The 17,636-nt window shown below is 71.6% G+C and carries 13 protein-coding genes; 7 read left to right on the forward strand and 6 right to left on the reverse strand.

Annotated features, from left to right (window positions below; genetic code table 11):
• Nucleotides 1-188: 188 nt before the first annotated feature.
• The 3 genes from ACNNMR_RS42840 to ACNNMR_RS42850 are packed head-to-tail and all read left to right on the forward strand — an operon-like array spanning nt 189 to nt 7,508.
• Nucleotides 189-2,003 (forward strand): fatty acyl-AMP ligase, encoded by a 1,815-nt coding sequence (locus tag ACNNMR_RS42840; protein ID WP_420000178.1) that lies wholly within the window; start codon nt 189-191, stop codon nt 2,001-2,003.
• Entirely contained in the window at nt 2,000-6,469 is a 4,470-nt protein-coding gene (locus ACNNMR_RS42845; RefSeq protein ID WP_420000179.1) for a beta-ketoacyl synthase N-terminal-like domain-containing protein, read from the forward strand. Before ACNNMR_RS42840 ends, ACNNMR_RS42845 begins: the two co-directional genes overlap by 4 nt.
• Nucleotides 6,470-6,524: 55 nt before the next feature.
• Entirely contained in the window at nt 6,525-7,508 is a 984-nt protein-coding gene (locus ACNNMR_RS42850; RefSeq protein ID WP_420000180.1) for an acyl-CoA desaturase, read from the forward strand.
• 7 nt (nt 7,509-7,515) lie between these two features.
• Here the strand turns inward: ACNNMR_RS42850 and vanX are convergent, their stop codons facing one another.
• The 4 genes from vanX to ACNNMR_RS42870 form a co-directional block, all read right to left on the reverse strand.
• Complete coding sequence (gene vanX / locus ACNNMR_RS42855) at nt 7,516-8,124, reverse strand: D-Ala-D-Ala dipeptidase VanX (RefSeq protein WP_420000181.1); 609 nt, start codon at nt 8,122-8,124, stop codon at nt 7,516-7,518.
• Nucleotides 8,121-9,164, reverse strand: coding sequence for a D-alanine--(R)-lactate ligase (gene vanA, locus ACNNMR_RS42860; RefSeq protein ID WP_420000182.1), 1,044 nt, complete (start codon nt 9,162-9,164; stop codon nt 8,121-8,123). The genes vanX and vanA overlap by 4 nt, the downstream gene beginning before the upstream one ends.
• Nucleotides 9,157-10,146: a D-lactate dehydrogenase VanH gene (vanH, locus tag ACNNMR_RS42865; protein WP_420000183.1), complete on the reverse strand. Its 990-nt coding sequence runs from the start codon at nt 10,144-10,146 to the stop codon at nt 9,157-9,159. The genes vanA and vanH overlap by 8 nt, the downstream gene beginning before the upstream one ends.
• Before the next feature lie 64 nt (nt 10,147-10,210).
• Nucleotides 10,211-11,350 (reverse strand): lipid II:glycine glycyltransferase FemX, encoded by a 1,140-nt coding sequence (locus tag ACNNMR_RS42870; protein WP_420000184.1) that lies wholly within the window; start codon nt 11,348-11,350, stop codon nt 10,211-10,213.
• A 189-nt stretch (nt 11,351-11,539) separates the two neighbouring features.
• On the opposite strand from ACNNMR_RS42870, the gene ACNNMR_RS42875 reads away from it, so the two are divergent.
• Entirely contained in the window at nt 11,540-12,568 is a 1,029-nt protein-coding gene (locus tag ACNNMR_RS42875) for an MDR family NADP-dependent oxidoreductase (RefSeq protein ID WP_420000185.1), read from the forward strand.
• Between the two features lie 7 nt (nt 12,569-12,575).
• A complete protein-coding gene (locus ACNNMR_RS42880) occupies nt 12,576-12,950 on the forward strand; it encodes a MerR family transcriptional regulator (protein WP_420000186.1) in 375 nt (124 codons plus the stop codon).
• Nucleotides 12,951-13,005: 55 nt separating this feature from the next.
• On the opposite strand, the gene ACNNMR_RS42885 is transcribed toward ACNNMR_RS42880, so the two are convergent.
• On the reverse strand, nt 13,006-14,265 hold the full coding sequence (locus ACNNMR_RS42885) for an MFS transporter (RefSeq protein ID WP_420000187.1): 1,260 nt from the start codon (nt 14,263-14,265) through the stop codon (nt 13,006-13,008).
• 326 nt (nt 14,266-14,591) lie between these two features.
• Between ACNNMR_RS42885 and ACNNMR_RS42890 the strand changes: the two genes are divergently transcribed.
• Nucleotides 14,592-16,325, forward strand: coding sequence for a GAF domain-containing protein (locus ACNNMR_RS42890; protein WP_420000188.1), 1,734 nt, complete (start codon nt 14,592-14,594; stop codon nt 16,323-16,325).
• Between the two features lie 88 nt (nt 16,326-16,413).
• On the opposite strand, the gene ACNNMR_RS42895 is transcribed toward ACNNMR_RS42890, so the two are convergent.
• Complete coding sequence (locus ACNNMR_RS42895; RefSeq protein ID WP_420000189.1) at nt 16,414-17,109, reverse strand: ANTAR domain-containing protein; 696 nt, start codon at nt 17,107-17,109, stop codon at nt 16,414-16,416.
• Nucleotides 17,110-17,252: 143 nt separating this feature from the next.
• Between ACNNMR_RS42895 and ACNNMR_RS42900 the strand changes: the two genes are divergently transcribed.
• On the forward strand, nt 17,253-17,636 hold the full coding sequence (locus ACNNMR_RS42900) for a helix-turn-helix transcriptional regulator (RefSeq protein WP_420000190.1): 384 nt from the start codon (nt 17,253-17,255) through the stop codon (nt 17,634-17,636).

A 17,636-nucleotide genomic window follows, 5' to 3' on the forward strand; every position in this document is an offset into this window, starting at 1 on the left:
GCGCATGAAGGCTAACTGCCGTGCAGGTCCCGGCCCTTGTGCCCGCATTGACAAGCACCGCCGCACCGACTGTCACTCCGCCCTCTAACCCGCGAGTAGCTCAGAAGCGGAACCTGACTGCACGCCAGGTCCCGCACGCGCCAAGGCCTCGCGCGCCGAAGTGCTCGAAGGACGACGTTGGAGCCGCCATGTCCCCCGCCAGCCATCCCCGTCCCGCCCCCGGTGCCGCAAGCGCCCCCACTGCCGCCCCCGCGTACCGGCCACTGACCGACAGCCTCGCCCAGTGGGCCGAAGAGCGCGGTCACCTGCGGGCGTTCACCTTCGTCGAGTTCCCGGACGCGGGCTCGCCAGGGCTCTACCGCACGCTGTCCTGGCAGCGCCTCTACCGCAAGGCGCAGGCCGTCGCCGACGTGCTCGCCGAGTCCGCCCGCCCCGGCGACCGCGCCGCGCTGCTGCTGCCGCAGGGACTCGACTACGTCGCCGCCTTCCTCGGCTGCCTGTACGCCCGCGTCATCGCGGTGCCGCTCTTCACCCCCGACCTGCCGGGCCACGCCGGGCGGCTGGCCGCCGTGCTGGACGACTGCGAGCCCGCCTGCCTGATCACGGACGCGGCGACCGAGGGGCAGGTACGGGACTTCGTCACCGGCCACCGCGGGGCCGCCGCGCCGCTCGTCCTCGTCGACAAGGTGCCGGACAACGCCCGCCCGCTCGCACCCGCGGGTACGCCCGACGCGGATGAGATCGCTTATCTGCAGTACACCTCGGGATCGACCCGTATCCCCGCGGGCGTGATGATCAGCCACGGGAATGTGGTCGCGAACGCCCACCAGGCCATGGCCGCCTTCGACGGCCATCCGGATCGCAACACCACCGTCGGCTGGCTGCCGTTCTTCCACGACATGGGCCTGGTGCTGTCCATCGCGACGCCGCTGGCCGGGGCGGTGCCGTCCGTCTTCATGGACCCGGTCGCCTTCCTGGAGCAGCCGATCCGCTGGCTGTGGCTGCTCGGCGCGTACCGCGGCACGGTCAGCGCCGCGCCCAACTTCGCCTTCGACTACTGCGCGACCCGCATCGGCGCCGAGCAGACCGAGGGGCTGCGCCTCGACCGGGTCAGCGGCCTGATCAACGGCAGCGAGCCGGTGCGTACGGCCACGATCGAGCGCTTCGCGGACGCCTTCGCGGACGCCGGCCTGCGGCCCGAGGCGCACTGCCCGTCGTACGGGCTCGCCGAGGCCACGGTGCTCGTCAGCTCGCACTCGTACCGCGAGGAGCCGCGCTCGGTGACCGTCGACCGGGCCGCGCTCGGCGACGGCCGCCTGGTGCCCGCGCCGCCGGGGGAGACGGAGACCGCCGAACTCGTCGCCTGCGGCGAGCCGGTGCTGCAGGACGTCTGCATCACCGACCCCGAGACCGGTGCCCTGCTGAGGGACGGCGCGGTCGGCGAGATCCGCGTCCGCGGCGCGAACATCGGCCACGGCTACTGGAAACGCACCACCCACTGCGCCGAGACCTTCGCCGGGCGCATCCCCGGCGACCGCGGCGAGCCCTGGCTGCGTACGGGCGACCTCGGCGCGCTGCATGACGGGCAGCTGCTGGTGACCGGCCGCCTGAAGGACCTGATCATCGTCGACGGCCGCAACCACTACCCGCAGGACGTCGAGGAGACCGTGCAGGACGCCGTCGATCTCGTACGCCCCGACCGGCTCGCCGCCTTCTCCGAGCCTGACACCGGCCGCCTGGTCGTGGTCGCCGAGCACCGGCGCGGCGCCGACCCCACACCGGGGGAGCGGTCCGACGCCGAACGGCTCGCCCGCACCCGCGTCTCGGCCGAATACGGCATCCGTCTCTACCGGCTGCACCTCGTCGAACCGGGCGCCGTCCCGCGCACCTCCAGCGGCAAGATCTCCCGCAGCGCCTGCCTGGCCCGCTATCTCGAAGGCGGCTACACCCAGCCCGCCGGCGCGACGGCCGGCCCCGTGGCCGTCGAGGGGAGCGGCCGATGACGGCCGCCACCGACCCCGCGTCTCTGGTACGGACCGCCGTGCGGGCCCGCCTCGCCGAGTGGTACGGGCTCACCGACGCCGACATCGCCGACGACCGCCCGTTCGCCGAGCTTGGCCTCACCTCCCGCGATGCCGTGGTGCTCGCCGCCGAGATCGGCGAACTCCTGGGCGCCACGCTGCCGTCGACGCTGCTGTGGGACGCGCCGACGCTGCGGGCGCTGGCGGAGCTGGCGGCGTCGGAGGGTGACGTGGCAGCCGCCGGGCCGGGACAGAGACCTGCCGCCGCCGCAGCCACCGCGGCAGCGGCTTCCGCCGCCACCGCGACGTCCGACACTCCCTCCGCGGACGTCGCGGTGGTCGGCATCGGCTGCCGGCTGCCCGGGGCCACAGGCCCGGACGCGTACTGGCGGCTGCTCAGCGAGCGCGGCGACGCCGTAGGCACGGTGCCGGAAGGACGCTGGGAACCGTTCACCGCGGGGGCCACCGCGGCTGAACTCGACGGCATCAGCAGGCACGGCGGCTTCCTCGGCGACCTGGAGGCCATCGCGGGCTTCGACGCGGAATTCTTCGGCATCGCGCCGCAGGAGGCCGCGCTGATGGACCCGCAGCAGCGGCTGCTGCTCGAGGTCGCGCGCGAGGCCCTCGACCATGCCGCGGTGCCGGCCGCGCGGCTCGCCGGGAGCCGTACGGGCGTCTTCGTCGGCATCAGCGGCAACGAATACGCCCAGGTCACCACCGCGGAACTGGGCCGTATCGACGCCTGGACCCCGCCGGGCGCGGCGCTGTCCATCGCCGCCAACCGCCTCTCGTACGCCCTCGACCTGCGCGGGCCTTCGCTCGCGCTGGACACGGCCTGCTCGTCGTCGCTGGTCGCGGTGCACCACGCCGTACGGTCCCTGGCCACGGGGGAGTCCGACGCGGCACTCGCCGGCGGCGTGAACCTGCTGCTGTCGCCCGCCATCACCCTCGGCTTCCAGCGGGCGGGCGCGCTCGCGCCCGACGGGCGCTGCAAGGCCTTCGACGCGTCGGCCGATGGCATGGTGCGAGGGGAGGGCTGCGCGGTGATCGTGCTCAAGCGCCTCGCCGATGCGGAGCGGGACGGCGATCGGGTCCTGTCCGTCATCCGCGCCACGGCGGTCAACTCCGACGGCCGCTCGAATGGCCTTCTCGCCCCGAATGCGGCCGCTCAGCGGGCGCTGCTGCACGAGGCGTACGCGACCGGAGTGGGCGCCGGCGAGGTGGACTACGTCGAGGCGCACGGCACCGGCACTGCGCTCGGCGACCCCATCGAGGCGGGCGCGCTCGGCCGGGTGCTGGGACCCGGACGGGACGCCGACCGGCCGCTGCTGCTCGGCTGCGCCAAGTCCAACCTCGGACACCTGGAGGCCGCGGCGGGCATCGCGGGGCTGATCAAGACGGTCCTGGCGCTGCACCATGACGAGATACCGCCGCACCTGCACTTCACCCGGCCGAGCCCGCACATCGACTTCGACGCGCTCTCCCTGCGGGTCGTGACCGACTCCGAGCCATGGCCGCGGTATTCGGGTGTGGCTACGGCGGGGGTGTCGGCGTTCGGCTTCGGCGGCACCAACGCGCATGTGGTGCTGAGCGAGTACCGCGGCGGCGCCGCCCGCGTGCCCGCGCAGCGCGGCCCGGCCGCCGCCCGGGGCGCCCGCGCCGTCTCCCGTACGCCCGCGATCGCGCTGCTCGACGCGCCCACCCCGGCCCGGCTGCGCGCCGACGCCGCCGACCTCGGCCGGCGGCTCGCCGAACCCGGGCCGCTGCGCAGAACCCGCCCGCACGATGTAGCCCGCACCCTCTCGGGCCGCACCGGGCGCGGCCGCCACGGCGCCGCCGTCGTCACCCGCGACCCGGCCGAACTCGCCGAGGCCTTCACCCACCTCGCCGAGAGCCGCCCGCACCCGGCGGTGCTGACGGCGACGGCGGGGCGGGTGCCGCAGGGGAGCGGCCCGGTGTGGGTGTTCTCCGGCTACGGCTCGCAGTGGCCGGGCATGGCCCGCAGCCTGCTCCAGGACGAGCCCGCCTTCGCGGCCGAACTCGACCGGCTGGAGCCGCTGCTGCGCCGCCACGCCGGTCTGTCGCTGCGCGACCACCTCGATCCGGAGGCGGATCTCACCGCGCCGTCGGTGGTGCAGCCGGTCTTGTACGGGATCCAGGTCGCGCTCGCCGCCCTGTGGCGTTCGTACGGGGTGGAACCGGCCGCCGTCATCGGGCACTCGATGGGCGAGATCGCCGCCGCCGTCGCCGCCGGGGTGCTCTCGCCCGAGAGCGGTGCCCTCATTGTGGGCGCCCGCTCTCGTTTGCTCGACGGGCTGGAGGGCGGGGCGATGGCCGTGGTCGGCCGCTCCGAGCCCCAAGTGAGAGCGCTGCTCTCGGAGGAGAGCAGCGTTCACGTCGCAGTGCACGCGTCACCGGAGCAGTGCGTCGTAACCGGAGCAGCGGACGAAATCGAAGCACTGATCTCGCACATCACCGAGGAAGGCGGCCTCGCCCGCGCGCTGCCCACCAAGGGCGCCGGGCACTCCCCGCAGATCGACCCGCTCCTCGCGCCGCTCACCGCCGAGCTCGGCGACATCCCGCACACGACACCGATCTGCGGCTTCTACACCACCGTCCGCGAAGACCCGCGCGCCGTCGGCCCGTTCGACGCCGCCTACTGGGCCGCGAACCTCCGCCGCCCGGTCCGCTTCGCCCAGGCCGTCACCGCGGCCGCCGAGGACGGCCACCGCCGCTTCGTCGAGATCTCCCCGCACCCCACCCAACTGCACCCGCTGGCCGAAACCCTGACCGCCGCAGGAGCAGGAGAGGACAGCCTCGTGCTGCCCACCCTGCGCCGCGGCGGCGACGACGCCTTCGCCTTCCGCTCCAGCCTCGCCACCCTCATCCTGTCCGGCACCCGCATCGACCCCCGCACCCTCCACCCCGAAGGCCGCATCACCGACCTGCCGCTGCCGCGCTGGCACCGCCGCCGCTACTGGGCCACCGACGACCCGCCGCAACCACCCACCCCCGTCCCCGCCAACGGCCACGGCACTCCCACCCCGGTCACCACCCTCGACCGCCTCCGCACCCGCGTAGCCGCCGTCATGGGCTACCAGGCCGACAGCATCGACCCCGCCACCCCCCTCACCGACCTCGGCCTCGACTCCCTGATGGCAGCGCGCATCGGGGCGGCCGTGCTGGACGAATTCGGTGCGAAGGTCGACCCGAAGGTGCTGCTGCGGCAGGGCACCCTGGCCGACGTGGCGGCCGTGCTCGCGGACCCGGACGGGGATGCGGCGGAGGCGGGAGCCGCTGGCGCGGCGCGTCCGGCGGCGGCCAAGGACACCGATGCCGCCAACGGCCCCGCCCAGCCCGCCGGAACCCCGCCCCCCGCCCGCGTGCTGCCCCGCGACGCAGCCGAACGACTCGTCGCCCACGCCTGGCACCACGTCGCCGGCGGCGAAGCCCCCGGCGCCGAGGAAGACCTCCGCCTCGCGGAACACCCACCGGCGCTCCTCCGCCGCTTCGCCGCCGAACTCTCCGAACGCGCGGGCCTGCCGGTCACGTCAGACGACCTCACTCCAGACAGCCCCACCCCACCCGAGCCGATCACCATCGCGGCCATAGCCGCCCGCCTCCGCCCGGCCCTCGAAGCGGCGGACGCGGAGCCCATACGCCAGCTGCGCGCCGGCGGCACCCGCCCGCCGCTCTTCCTCGCGCACCCGGCCGGCGGGTCCTCGTCCGTCTACCGCCCGCTCGTCGCCCGCATCGGCGCGGACCGCCCCTGCTACGGCCTTGAGCGCCTGCCCGACCTGCGCGACGTACCGGAACGGGCAGCCGCCTACGCCGACCTCATCCGCACCACCCACCCGGAAGGCCCGTGGGTGATCGGCGGCTGGTCGTACGGCGGCCTGCTCGCGCAGGAGACAGCCCGCACGCTCAGCGAGCACGGCACCGTAGCGGCCCTGGTCCTCATCGACTCCGTCCTCCCGCTCCCCGCCGAGGACTTCACCCCGGCCGACGGCCCCATGCACCGATTCGCCGCCTTCGCCGACTACGTCGAGCGCGCCTACGGCAGCCCGCTCACCCTCCCGTACGCGGAACTGGCCGCTCTCTCCGACGACGAGCAGGTCGAGCTCGTCATGAAGACCCTGGAACAGGCCGTGGACCTGCCCGGCCCGATCCTGGAACACCAGCGCACCTCCTACCTCGACCTGCGCAGCGGCGAGCGGCACAGCCCACGCCCGTACGACGGCCGCACCCTGCTCTACCGGGCCACCGAAGTCGCCCCGCACACGGTCCAGGACCCGCGCTACGAACGCACCGACGCCGCCCTCGGCTGGGACGCGTACTGCCGGGACCTCACCGTCCACGACCTCCCGACCCACCACCTCGCCCTGCTCGATCCCCCGGCGGTCGACGTGCTCGCCGCGCACCTCGCCCGCGACCTGGACGGGAGCTGACCCAGCAGCCCGCCCACACCACAGGCCCCCACACCCGACGACAGGAGCGTCAGCCATGACTGCGGCAGAGACCGGACCGACAGCGCCATCCGCGGGGCGGAACGACGGGCCGAACGACGGGCCGAACGACTATTGGGGCGACCGGATGGGCACGGCCGACCGCGTCGTCGTCAGCATCTTCGTCGGCATCCCCTTCGTCGCCGTGATCGCCTCCATCGTCGTCCTCTGGGGCTGGGGAGTGACCTGGCACGACCTGGTGATCGGCGCGGTGATGTACCTGATCGCCGGGCACGGCATCACCATCGGCTACCACCGCCTCTTCACCCACGGCGCCTTCAAGGCGAACCGCCCGCTGAAGATCAGCCTCGCCGTCGCCGGCACCATGGCGATCGAGGGCGACGTCATCACCTGGGCCGCCGACCACCGCCGCCACCACCAGTTCTCCGACAAGCCCGGCGACCCGCACTCACCCTGGCGCTTCGGCCACTCCATCCCGGCCCTCGCCAAGGGCATGCTGTGGGCGCATGTCGGCTGGACCTTCAACAACGAGAAGACCAATCAGCAGCGTTACGTCCCCGACCTCCTGGCCGACCGCGACCTCGTACGCATCCAGCAGTGGCAGCCCCTCATCGCCCTCTTCTCCTTCGGCGCCCCCGCCGTCGCGGGCGGCCTGTGGGGAGCGGGGGCCTGGGACGCGGGTGCGGCGTGGTCGGCGTTCTTCTGGGCGGGCCTGGTCCGCATCGGCCTGCTCCACCACGTCACGTGGTCCATCAACTCCATCTGCCACATGACAGGCGAGCGCCCCTTCAAGGCCCGCGACCGCTCAGGCAACGTCTGGTGGCTCTGCCTCCTCTCCGGCGGCGAGTCCTGGCACAACCTCCACCACGCCGACCCCACATCAGCCCGGCACGGCGTCCTCCGCGGCCAGATCGACACCAGCGCCCGCATGATCCGCGTCTTCGAGCGACTCGGCTGGGCGCGCGACGTCCGCTGGCCGGACGAGCGCCGGATCGCGGCGAAGACGGTCACGACTACTTGATGGGAAATTACTTGATGGGGAAGTCGAAATAGGTGTCCGGGTAGGGCTCGTCCTTGAGCGTGTAATGCCACCATTCGCAGGCGTAGGCGGTGAAACCGGCGGACAGCATGATGGAGTAGAGGAGATGCCGGTTCCGGGCTTCGCCCTGGGAGATCTCCTTTGCCCCGTGATGAGAGATGGTGTCCATCAGGTCGTGGCCGCCGCCCATGGCGGCCAGTTCGCCGCTGCCCAGGTGATAGAGCGTTACGTCCACGGTGCTGCCGCGGCTGTGGCCCGACTTGACCGCGACGTATCCCTTCTCGAACATCTCGGGCCGCTCGATATTCGGATAGTGCCGCGGCTTCGTCCGCCCGTCCTCCGGCTGCTCGGCCCACCGCAGGAAGCAGTCCACGGCCTGCTGCGGCCGATAGCCGTCCCACAGCAGCAGTCCGAAGCCAAGGTATTCGGCCTTCTGGCGGGCATCCTCCAGGGCGACGCACAGGGCGCGGGTGCCGACGATCCGATTGGCCAGATAGCCGTCGACCGGTTTGCCGGTGAAGTTGTCCCAGGTGGCGTATTTGGCGTCCCAGCGGATGCCGGGTGCGAGCTCGTCCACGAAGACGAAGCCATCCTTCATCGTTCGCCTCCGGTGACGGCAAGCATGACCGTACGGTCGATGATGTCCGCAAGCGACAGTCCGGCGGCCGCCATCATGCGCGGGTACCGGCTGTAGGAGGTCATGCCGGGAAAGGTGTTGACTTCGTTCAGGACGACCGTGCCGTCGTCCTTCAGGAACAAGTCCACCCGCGCGAGCCCACTGCAGCCCAGGGCGCGGTAAACGGCGCGTGCCGTCTCCTGGACGCGCGTCCGCGACTCCGCCGGAATGTCGGCCGGCACGATGGCAGTCGAATTGTCGGAACCGCGCTCGGGCTGGTCCTCCTGATGGATCCGGAAGAAGCCATGAGACAGCGCGATCCGGTCCACCTCGCCCGTAATCAAGTCCTGGCCGCTCCCCAGGATTGAGCATCCGACCTCGCTGCCGGCCACGGCCGCCTCGATCAGCACCTTCGAGTCGTACTGCCGCGCGGCCTCAAGGGCGCTGGAAAGCTCCTCCTTCCGGGTCACTTTGCTGACGCCGAAAGACGAGCCGGAACGGGCCGGCTTCACGAACACGGGATAGCTGAGGCCGTCCGGGTCGACATCCTCGTCCGCCGTGCAGGTCCAGAAGTGCGGTGTGGCGATTCCCGCGCTCCGGGCGACGGTGTACGCGAGGGACTTGTCCATGCAGAGAGCGGAACTCTGGACATCGCAACCGACGTAGGGGATCCCGGACAGCTCCAGCAGCCCCTGTACCGCACCGTCCTCGCCGAGCGTGCCGTGGAGTACGGGCAGCACGACGTCCAAGGGGATCGTTTCGTACTTCCCCTCGTCGAGGACCAGCAGGCCACGCGTCCCCCTGTCCGGCGACACCACCGCCGGACGGCTGCTGCCGTCGCTCGCCCAGCCCGCGGCGGGGCCGTCGCACAGCCGCCAGGCGCCGCTCTTGGTGATCCCGATATAGAAGGGCTCGTACTTCGCGGGGTCGAGGTTCTTCGACACCTCTCGCGCGGACTTGATGGAGATGGGGTGCTCCTCCGAGGAGCCGCCGAAGACGATCCCGACCTTGAGCTTAGACATGCTGACTCCTGCTTTCGAACTTGAGGCAGTTGGCGATGGAATTCCCGACCGTGTCGCTCAGGGCATGGTCGGTGTAGTAGGCGGTGTGGGGGCTGATGAGGACGTTCGGCATGTTCTGGAGTCGCACCAGCGCTTCGCTGTCGATGTGCTTGTTCCGGCAGTCGGCGTAGAAGATTCCTTCCTCACCTTCGAGGACGTCCAGCGCCGCGCCCCCCAACTTGCCGCTCTGCAAGGCCGAAACAAGCGCCTCCGTATCGAGAAGCGATCCGCGTCCGGTATTGACGATGAACGCGCCGTCCTTCATCTGCTCCATGCGCTCCCGATTGAGCAGATGGTGGGTCGAGGAAGTCAGCGGCGTATGGAGCGTGACGATATCGCTGCGCCGCAGCAGCTCATCGAGTGAGACGTAATCGGCGGTGATACTGGGCCGGCTGTCATGCGCCAGCGTCCGGCAGCCGAAGCCACGCAGCCTGTCGATCACGGCGGAGCCGATGCGGCCGGTCCCGATGACCCCGATGGTGAGGTCGCGCAATTCCTTCCCGCGCACCTCGTTCAAGCGGTAGTCATGGGCCGCCGCGCGCCTGATGGTGGTTTTGGCGTTCCGTACCGACATCAGCATCAGCATCAACGTGAAGTCGGCGACGCTGTCGGGGGAGTAGGCCACATTCTCGACGGCGATCCCGACGCTGTCGGCGTACTCCACGTCGATATGGTTGTAGCCAATGCTCCTCGTGGAGATGTACCTGACGCCGATCTGACTCAGCGCGAGCAGAGTCGCATTCGTGATCTTTGTCTTGTGGCCGACGCTAATGCACCGATTCCCGGCCGCGAGCTGAACATTGGCCGCGGTGACGGCCGCCGCCGTAATGGTCGGCGCCAATCCGAAGCGCGGTGCCAACTCGCGGAAGAGCACGGCCTCGTCAAACCCGCACCCATAGACGGTGATGCCCTGGGCGCCGCTTTCTTGATCGCTGGAGGTCATGACTCCAGTCAACACAGCGCGATGTTGCACGGACGTATGCCGATTTCGATATGCCGACGATAAGTTACGCACCCAACGCCTGCGCCCGCCTCCTCATATAGAGGTCGAAGGCCCGGTAAATCAACGGCCGCAGCGGCAGATCCCACTCGCCGGCATAGCGCACCGCCTGACCTCCGGTTCCGGTCTTGAACCGGATCAGCCCGACGTGCGGATCATCCGCATCCAGGGTGGGAGTGATGCCGCGCAGGTCGTAGACATCGCAGCCGGCTGCCAGCGAGTCCCGGATCATCGCCCACTGGCAGGCGTTCGAGCCGCGCACCTCGCGCTTCTCGGTCGAGGAGGCGCCGTACGAGTACCAGGCGTGCGCGCCGACCCGTACCAGGACGGTGGCGGCGACCAAGTCGCCCTGGTGCCGGGCGAAGTAGAGCTTGATCCGGTCAGGATCCTCGGCGCCCAGTTCCGCGAACATGGTCTCGAAGTAGCGCAGCGGCCGGGGCGTGAAGCGATCCCGTTCGGCGGTGTGGACGTAGAGGTCGTGGAACGCCTTCAGATCGCCGCCCGTCGTGACCTCGACACCCGCCCGCTCTGCCTTCTTGATGTTGCGACGCCACTGCTGATTCATCCCCCGCAGCAGGTCGTCCTCCGTCTTGCCGGTCAGCGTCAGCTCGTACTTGAACTGCGGATGCCCGGCCCCGAAGCCCTCCACAGGGCTCTGCGGCAGCCAGCCGGCGTCCTTCAGCCCGCCGGTCACGCGGGCGCCGACCGGGTCGGCCCACTGCCGGCCGACCTCGGTGAGCACCCGGATGGCCGGATCGGCGATGCCCTCCTTGACCTGGCCGGCGCTCCAGGTGTCCGTACGCACCGGCGGGCCGAGCCGGATCGCGAACGCGCCGTGTGCCTTGAGGTAGGCGGCGAGTGGGTCGAGCCATGCGTCCAGCTCCCCGGCCCAGTCGATGACCGGCCCCTCGGGCAGATAGGCCAGCGTGTAGCGCTCCATCCGCGGCACCGGCCGGTGCAGTACAAGCCCGGCTCCGACCAGCCGCCCGCCGTCGAACCAGCCGAGGGACTCACTGCGCCACTCGGTCTTGACCCGGCCCCACGCCGGCGTCTGCAGAAAGCTGACCGAGCGCTGTCTCCGTACGAACGCCAGGTGCTCGGCCGCGCTGATCGGCTGGACTGTTCGTGCCGGTGCATGGAGGGACATGCGTCCGAGTCAAGACGGCGACCCGTTGCGGGCCCGTATGCAGATTTCGATATGCCGACGATATCCACAGGGGGACGCCTTCTCCACCCGCTGACCGCCCGCCGATCGTCCCCGCGGCTTGACCCTGACCCGCGGGTCAGGCGTTAGCGTCCCGGCGCCCGAACACCCGGGCTCCGAGGAGGAATCCGCATGCCCGTCGCCCTGCCCCGCACCGCCCGTGAGGTACGCCTCGCCACCGCACCACGCGGCCTGCCCACCGCCGCCGAGCTCACCATCACCGAGACCCCGGTGCCGCAGCCAGGACCCGGCGAAGTACTCGTCCGCAACACCCACTTCCTCGTCTTCCCCGGCCTCCGCACCCTGATCAGCGGCGCGGCCGGAGACGACGTACCGCTGCCCGCGCTGAAGCCCGGCGACCCGCTCCTCGGCACCGCCGTCGGCGAAGTCGCCGCCGCCGGCCCGGGAAGCCGGCTGCACCCCGGCACCGCGGTCACGCACTTCCTCGGCTGGCGCGAGTACGCCCTGCTGCCCGAGTCCGCCTGCACCGTCCTCGACGACACGCTGCCGGACCCGGTGGCGCACCTGGCCCAGGGCGCCGCTCCGTACGCCTCCCTCACCCGGCTCGCGCCCGTACGCAACGACGACGTCGTTCTCGTCACCGGCGCGGGCGGCGCCGTCGGCACGCTCGCCGGGCAGATCGCCAGACTCCTGGGCGCCGGCCGGGTCATCGGCGTGACCGGTTCGGCGGCCAAGGCCAACCGGCTGACCACGGAAGCCGGTTACGACGCGATCATCCGCCGCGACCAGCCCGACCTCGACGCCCAGCTCACCGGAGCCGCGCCCCAAGGCATCGACATCCTGCTCGACACCACCGGCGGCCCGCTCCTGGCCACCGCCCTCCGCGCCGCCCGCCAGGATGCCCGCTTCGCACTGGTCGGCGCGGCCTCCGGACAGCTCGACGCGGCCCGCGGCGGCGCGGACGCACCGGTAGAGCTGGACTCCTTCCGCATCGTCATCAAGGGCCTCACCATCCGCGGCTTCAGCGCCACGGACCTGCCCGCCGTCGAGGGCGAATGGCGCCGGCGCTTCGGCGCGTGGCTGCGCGCCGGCGAGATTCGCTTCCCGTACACGGCCGTGCCGGGCATCAATGCCGCCCCGGCCGCGTTGGAGGAGGTGATGGCGGGGCGCCCGTTCGGGGCGCTGGTGGTGGAGGTGTAGCGACGGGATGCGGATCGGCGACGCGGCGGCGGCGACGGGTGCGACCCCCAGGGCACTGCGCCTCTACGAGCAGCGCGGGCTGCTCCCACCGCCCGCCCGCAGCGCGACGGGCCAGCGCGAGTACGCGGCCGCCGACGTCGCCCGCATCCGCGTCATCCGCGACCTGCTCGCCGACGGCCTCACCATCGCCGACCTGCGCGCCCGCGCCACCACCCTCCACAAGGTCACCCAGTACCCACCCCCGAGCTGCGCCTCGGCCCCCACCCCCGAGTCCACCGGCATCGTCACCGACCGCATCGCCACCCTCGACGCCGAAATCGCCCGCCTCACCCACCTCCGGAACCGCCTCGCAGACCTGACCCGCCCCGGCACCGAGCGCTGACAGCTACCGCTCCGCGTCCTCCGGACAGCGCTCCACCGTCCGGCGACCGCCGCGGTCATCCGGCCGACTGCGGCACCCGCTCCAGATTGCGGATCGCCCGCACCGACACCAGCGCCACCGACGTGACCACCGCCATCACCGCATTGGCGAGCAGCACCTCCCGTACGCCGAACAGCCCCGCCGCGGGCCCGGCGAGCGCCTGCCCGACCGGCAGCATCGCGACAGACCCGGCGACCTCGTACGCATGGATGCGGCTCAGCACCGGCGCCGGCACCTGCGTCAGCACGCTCGTCGTCCACATCACGCCCCAGAAGGCGTTGCCCGCCCCCGTCACCACCATCGCGGCCGCGATCCACGGCACCGGCATCCCGAGCCCGACCGCCAGCGCCTGCAAGGCCATCCCGGCGATCGCGAACCCGCCCGCGCGCAGCGGATGCCGCGGCCGCAGCCGCATCCCGAGCAGCCCGCCGACGATCATGCCGGCGCCGAGCGCCGAGTTGATCAGTCCGTACGCCCCCGCGCCATGCTCCTGCACGACATCGGTGGCCACCAGCGGAATCGTCGGCCCCCAGGCGAGGAGCATGTGGCTGCACCAGATGACGATGACGCCCCACATCCACGTGCGGGACCGGAATTCCCGCCACCCCTCCACAAGATCCGCCCGAAAAGTGGACGGCTGAGCCGGCTGCTCCCGCAGCATGGGCCCGAGCCGCAGCAGGAGCAGGCACACGGCGCTCGCCAGATACGTGCCCGCGTGCGCGACGAACACCGTCCCCACCGAGGCGAAGCCGACCAGCATGCCCGCGAGCACCGGACCCGCGAGGGTCATCGTCGCCTCGGCGACCCGTATCGACCCGTTCGCCCCCTGCACGTCGGCCGCTATCCGCGGAATCGTGGTGGCCACGCCCGGCTGGAAGACGGCCGCCGCGATGCCGTTGACCGCGCCGATCGCGCACACCTCCCACAGCGCGACCCGCCCGGTGAAGAACATCACCGCCATCAGCGACTGCGTGCCGATCCGCACCACATCCGCGCCGATCATCAGCCGCTGCGGGTTGAACCGGTCCGCGATCACCCCGCCGAAGATCACGAAACCGGCGAAGCACGCGGTAAAGGCGGCCAGCGCCCCGCCCACGGCGCTCGCCCCGTAGCCGTGCGCGACGAGCCCCGCCGCGAGCGCGACGGGCAGCATCATGTCGCCGAGCTTGGCGACGGCGCGGGCCGTGAAGAAGAGCAGGAAGTTGCGGGACCACAGGGCCCCGGGGGCGGAGTCCGACGCGTCGGCCCGTCGTCGTGTCGCGGCTGTCTTCGGCATGTTCGCGACATTGTCTAGACCAAGGCAGGCGCGTGTCCAGCGGTTTTCCCGCGCGAGACGCCGTCGAGCCAGGGGCCGTATCCGCCGTCTCGCGGACCTCGTTCGCGCGCCGCACGGTACGGGGGGACCGCAGCGCCGCGCCCAACGTGGCCGGGCCCCTGGCTCTGCTCCCCATGAAAGCGTTTCGCACCCACCCGCGAGTAGGGCCGTTTGGACCATGGGGGGAGCCGACCAGTCCCGTCGGACTTGCCCTTAATGTGGTGAGGTGTTTGCGCATGAGCAGTACAAGCAGTTCAAGCAGTACGGACAGGCAGGAGACGTGACCGATGGTCGCTGACGGCGGCTCGGCCCCGGACGGGCGCCTGCCCAGGCTGCAGCTCGACGAGGTGCTGGACGAGCTCCAGGCCCGTATCGAGGACGTCCGCGGCACCCGCGACCGCGTGCACAGCCTCCTGGAGGCGGTGCTCACGGTCGGCCGCGGCCTCGAGCTGCGGCAGGTGCTGCGGCAGATCGTGGAGGCCGCCGTGGTGCTGGTCGACGCCGAGTACGGCGCGCTCGGCGTCGTGGGGGAGGGCCAGGACGGGGGACTGGAGCAGTTCCTGCCGGTGGGCTTCACCGACGAGCAGATCGCCGCGGTCGGCGCGACGCCCTGCGGCCGCGGCATCCTCGGCGTGCTGATCCGCCACCCCGAGCCGCTGCGGCTGGAGGAGATCTCCGAGCACCCGGACTCGTACGGCTTCCCGCCGAACCACCCGCCCATGCACACCTTCGTCGGCACCCCCATCAGGGTCCGCGACGAGGTCTTCGGCAACCTCTACCTCACCGAGAAGCGCGGCGGAAAGGGCTTCGACGCCGAGGACGAGGCGGTGCTGCGCACCCTCGCCGTGGCCGCGGGCGTGGCCATCGAGAACGCCCGCCTGTACGAGGAGGCCCACTCAGGCCAGCGGTGGCTCGCCGCCAACGCGGAGATCGTCTCCGAGCTGCTCTCCGGCGCCGACGAGGCCGACGTCCTCGGCGACGTCGTCTCCCACGCCCGCCGCATCCTCGGCGCCGACCTCGCCGTCCTCGCACTGCCGGACGACGACGGCGACGACCTGCGCATCGCCGTGGTCGAGGGCGAGCCCGCCAGAAGCGGGCTGCGCGGTCTGCGGGTGCCGCGCAACGACTCCTTCCTCGGCACGGCCGTCCACGCCGGCGTCCCCGTGCGCAGTACGGACCTGGGCGCCGACCCACGCGCCGCCGCCGAGCCGGTGCACCTCGCCGGCGTCGGCCCCGCGGTCGCCGTGCCGATGGTGGCGGGCGATCACGTACGCGGCGTGCTGCTGCTCGCCCGCAAGGACCGCCTTGCGACCTTCACCGAGTACGAGACGGAGCCGCTGCTCGCCTTCGCCGGCCAGGCGGCCATCGCGATGGAGCTGGCCGAGCGGCGCCGCGAGGCCGACCGCCTCGTCGTCTACGAGGACCGCGACCGCATCGCCCGCGATCTGCACGACCTGGCGATCCAGCGGCTCTTCGCCTCCGGCATGGCGCTGCAGAGCCTCACCCGCCTGGTCACCCAGCCGGAGGCGAACGCGCGCATGCAGCGGGTCGTCGGCGAACTGGACGAAACCATCAAGATCATCAGGTCCACGATCTTCGGACTGCGCTCCCACGCCCCCGGCCCCGCAGAACCCCGCAGCCTGCGCCTCCGCGTCGCGCACACCATCGAGGACCTGGCACCCGCCCTCGGCTTCACCCCGGCCACCAGCGTAAACGGCCCGGTCGACACCCTCGTCTCCGAGACGGTCGCCGACCACGCCGAGGCCGTACTGAAGGAGGCGCTCTCCAACGTCGCCCGGCACGCGGCGGCGACCCGCGCGGAAGTGACGCTCACCACCGAGAACGGAAAGCTGACCCTCGCCGTCACCGACGACGGCCGCGGCATCCCCCCGACCGGCCGCCGCAGCGGCCTGCGCAACCTCGACGAACGCGCCCGCTCCCTCGGCGGCACCCTGACGCTCACCACCCCGCCGACCGGTGGCACCTGCCTGGAATGGTGCGTTCCGGTGGACGCCGGCTGACGGCTCAGCCGCCCAGATCGCCCGCCTCTCCGCCCGGCGACCTGGCAGCCGTGCGGAGAGGCGGGCAGCTCTTGCCCGCGGGTCCTGCCTACGAGGGCGCCGCCGGCGTCAGGTCCGGCGGCTCCTCGTCGGCCGACGGGGATCGGAAGGTGTCCACCGCGGTGGCCAGGTGCTCTTGCAAGCCGTCAGGTAGCGTGTCGCCGTTGACGGCCGCCACTACGTGGTCCGCGAGGCGGTGCAGCTTGGTGTTGCTGTTCTGCGAGACCATGACCAGCACCTCCCAGGCGTTGTCCCGGCTCAGGGCGAAGGAGGCCATCAGGATGCCGCGGGCCAGATCGATGGTCGGCCGGGTCTCCAGGGCGCGCCGGAGCTGGACCACTTCGACGCGCGGATCCCGCTCTGAACCGAGCGCGGGAGCCGGATCCTCCGCCGGTCGGCCGAGCTTCGGCCCGCCGTCGCCCGGCGGGCTGTTGCCCGCCGAGGCGCTGAACAGCGTCAGGGTGTCGGTGAGTGTGAACAGCCGCAGCGCGGCGCGACTGGCGGCGCGCAGGGTGAGGCTCTTGCCCGCTTCCAGCGCCTGGTCGCGGATCTTCAGCAGGATGTTGAGTCCCGCACAGTCCAGGCACTCGACACCGCTCAGGTCCAGCTCCACACCGCCCGCGGAGGTGTCCAGCGCCTCCTGCAGCATGTGCGACAACTCCTGATCGGCCTGCAGATCGACATCGCCGATCACCTCTACGACGACATGGTCGCCGTCGTCATACGCGTACACCATCAAAGGCATGGGCGAAACCGCTCCTTGGACCGCACGACCCGGGCAGCTTGCTGTCGAGTCCAAGGTGCGCCGAATGCCGTTCACGCGTCAAGGGATACATGAAAAGAGATGCACGTGTTTTGATTCTGGAAGTTGATGGCTAGGATGCAGACATGCGTGCTGTGCCCGAACCCCACAGTGGGTGGACGTTCCTGACCAATCACGCCCGCGTGTTGGCCGCAATTGCTCAGAACCGACATGCGCGTATCCGCGACATCGCCGCGCACTGCAGGCTCACCGAACGCGCGGTGCAGAAGATCATCGCCGACCTGGAGTACGAGGGTTACCTTTCGCACCACAAGGAGGGGCGGTCCAACACCTACCGGATCGAGCCGGACAAGGTGCTGCGCCACCCGACGGAGGCCGGCCTGCCCGTGGCGGAGCTACTGTCGCTGCTCCTCTCGGGCGAGGATGAGGGCGAGGCCGGACAGCGGGCGGTGGAAGGCCGGCCCGGTCAGGGCCGGCCCATAGACCGGCGCGTCAGCGAAGACGCCTGA

It is taken from the genome of Streptomyces boninensis, assembly GCF_048572725.1.
Taxonomy (GTDB): domain Bacteria; phylum Actinomycetota; class Actinomycetes; order Streptomycetales; family Streptomycetaceae; genus Streptomyces; species Streptomyces boninensis.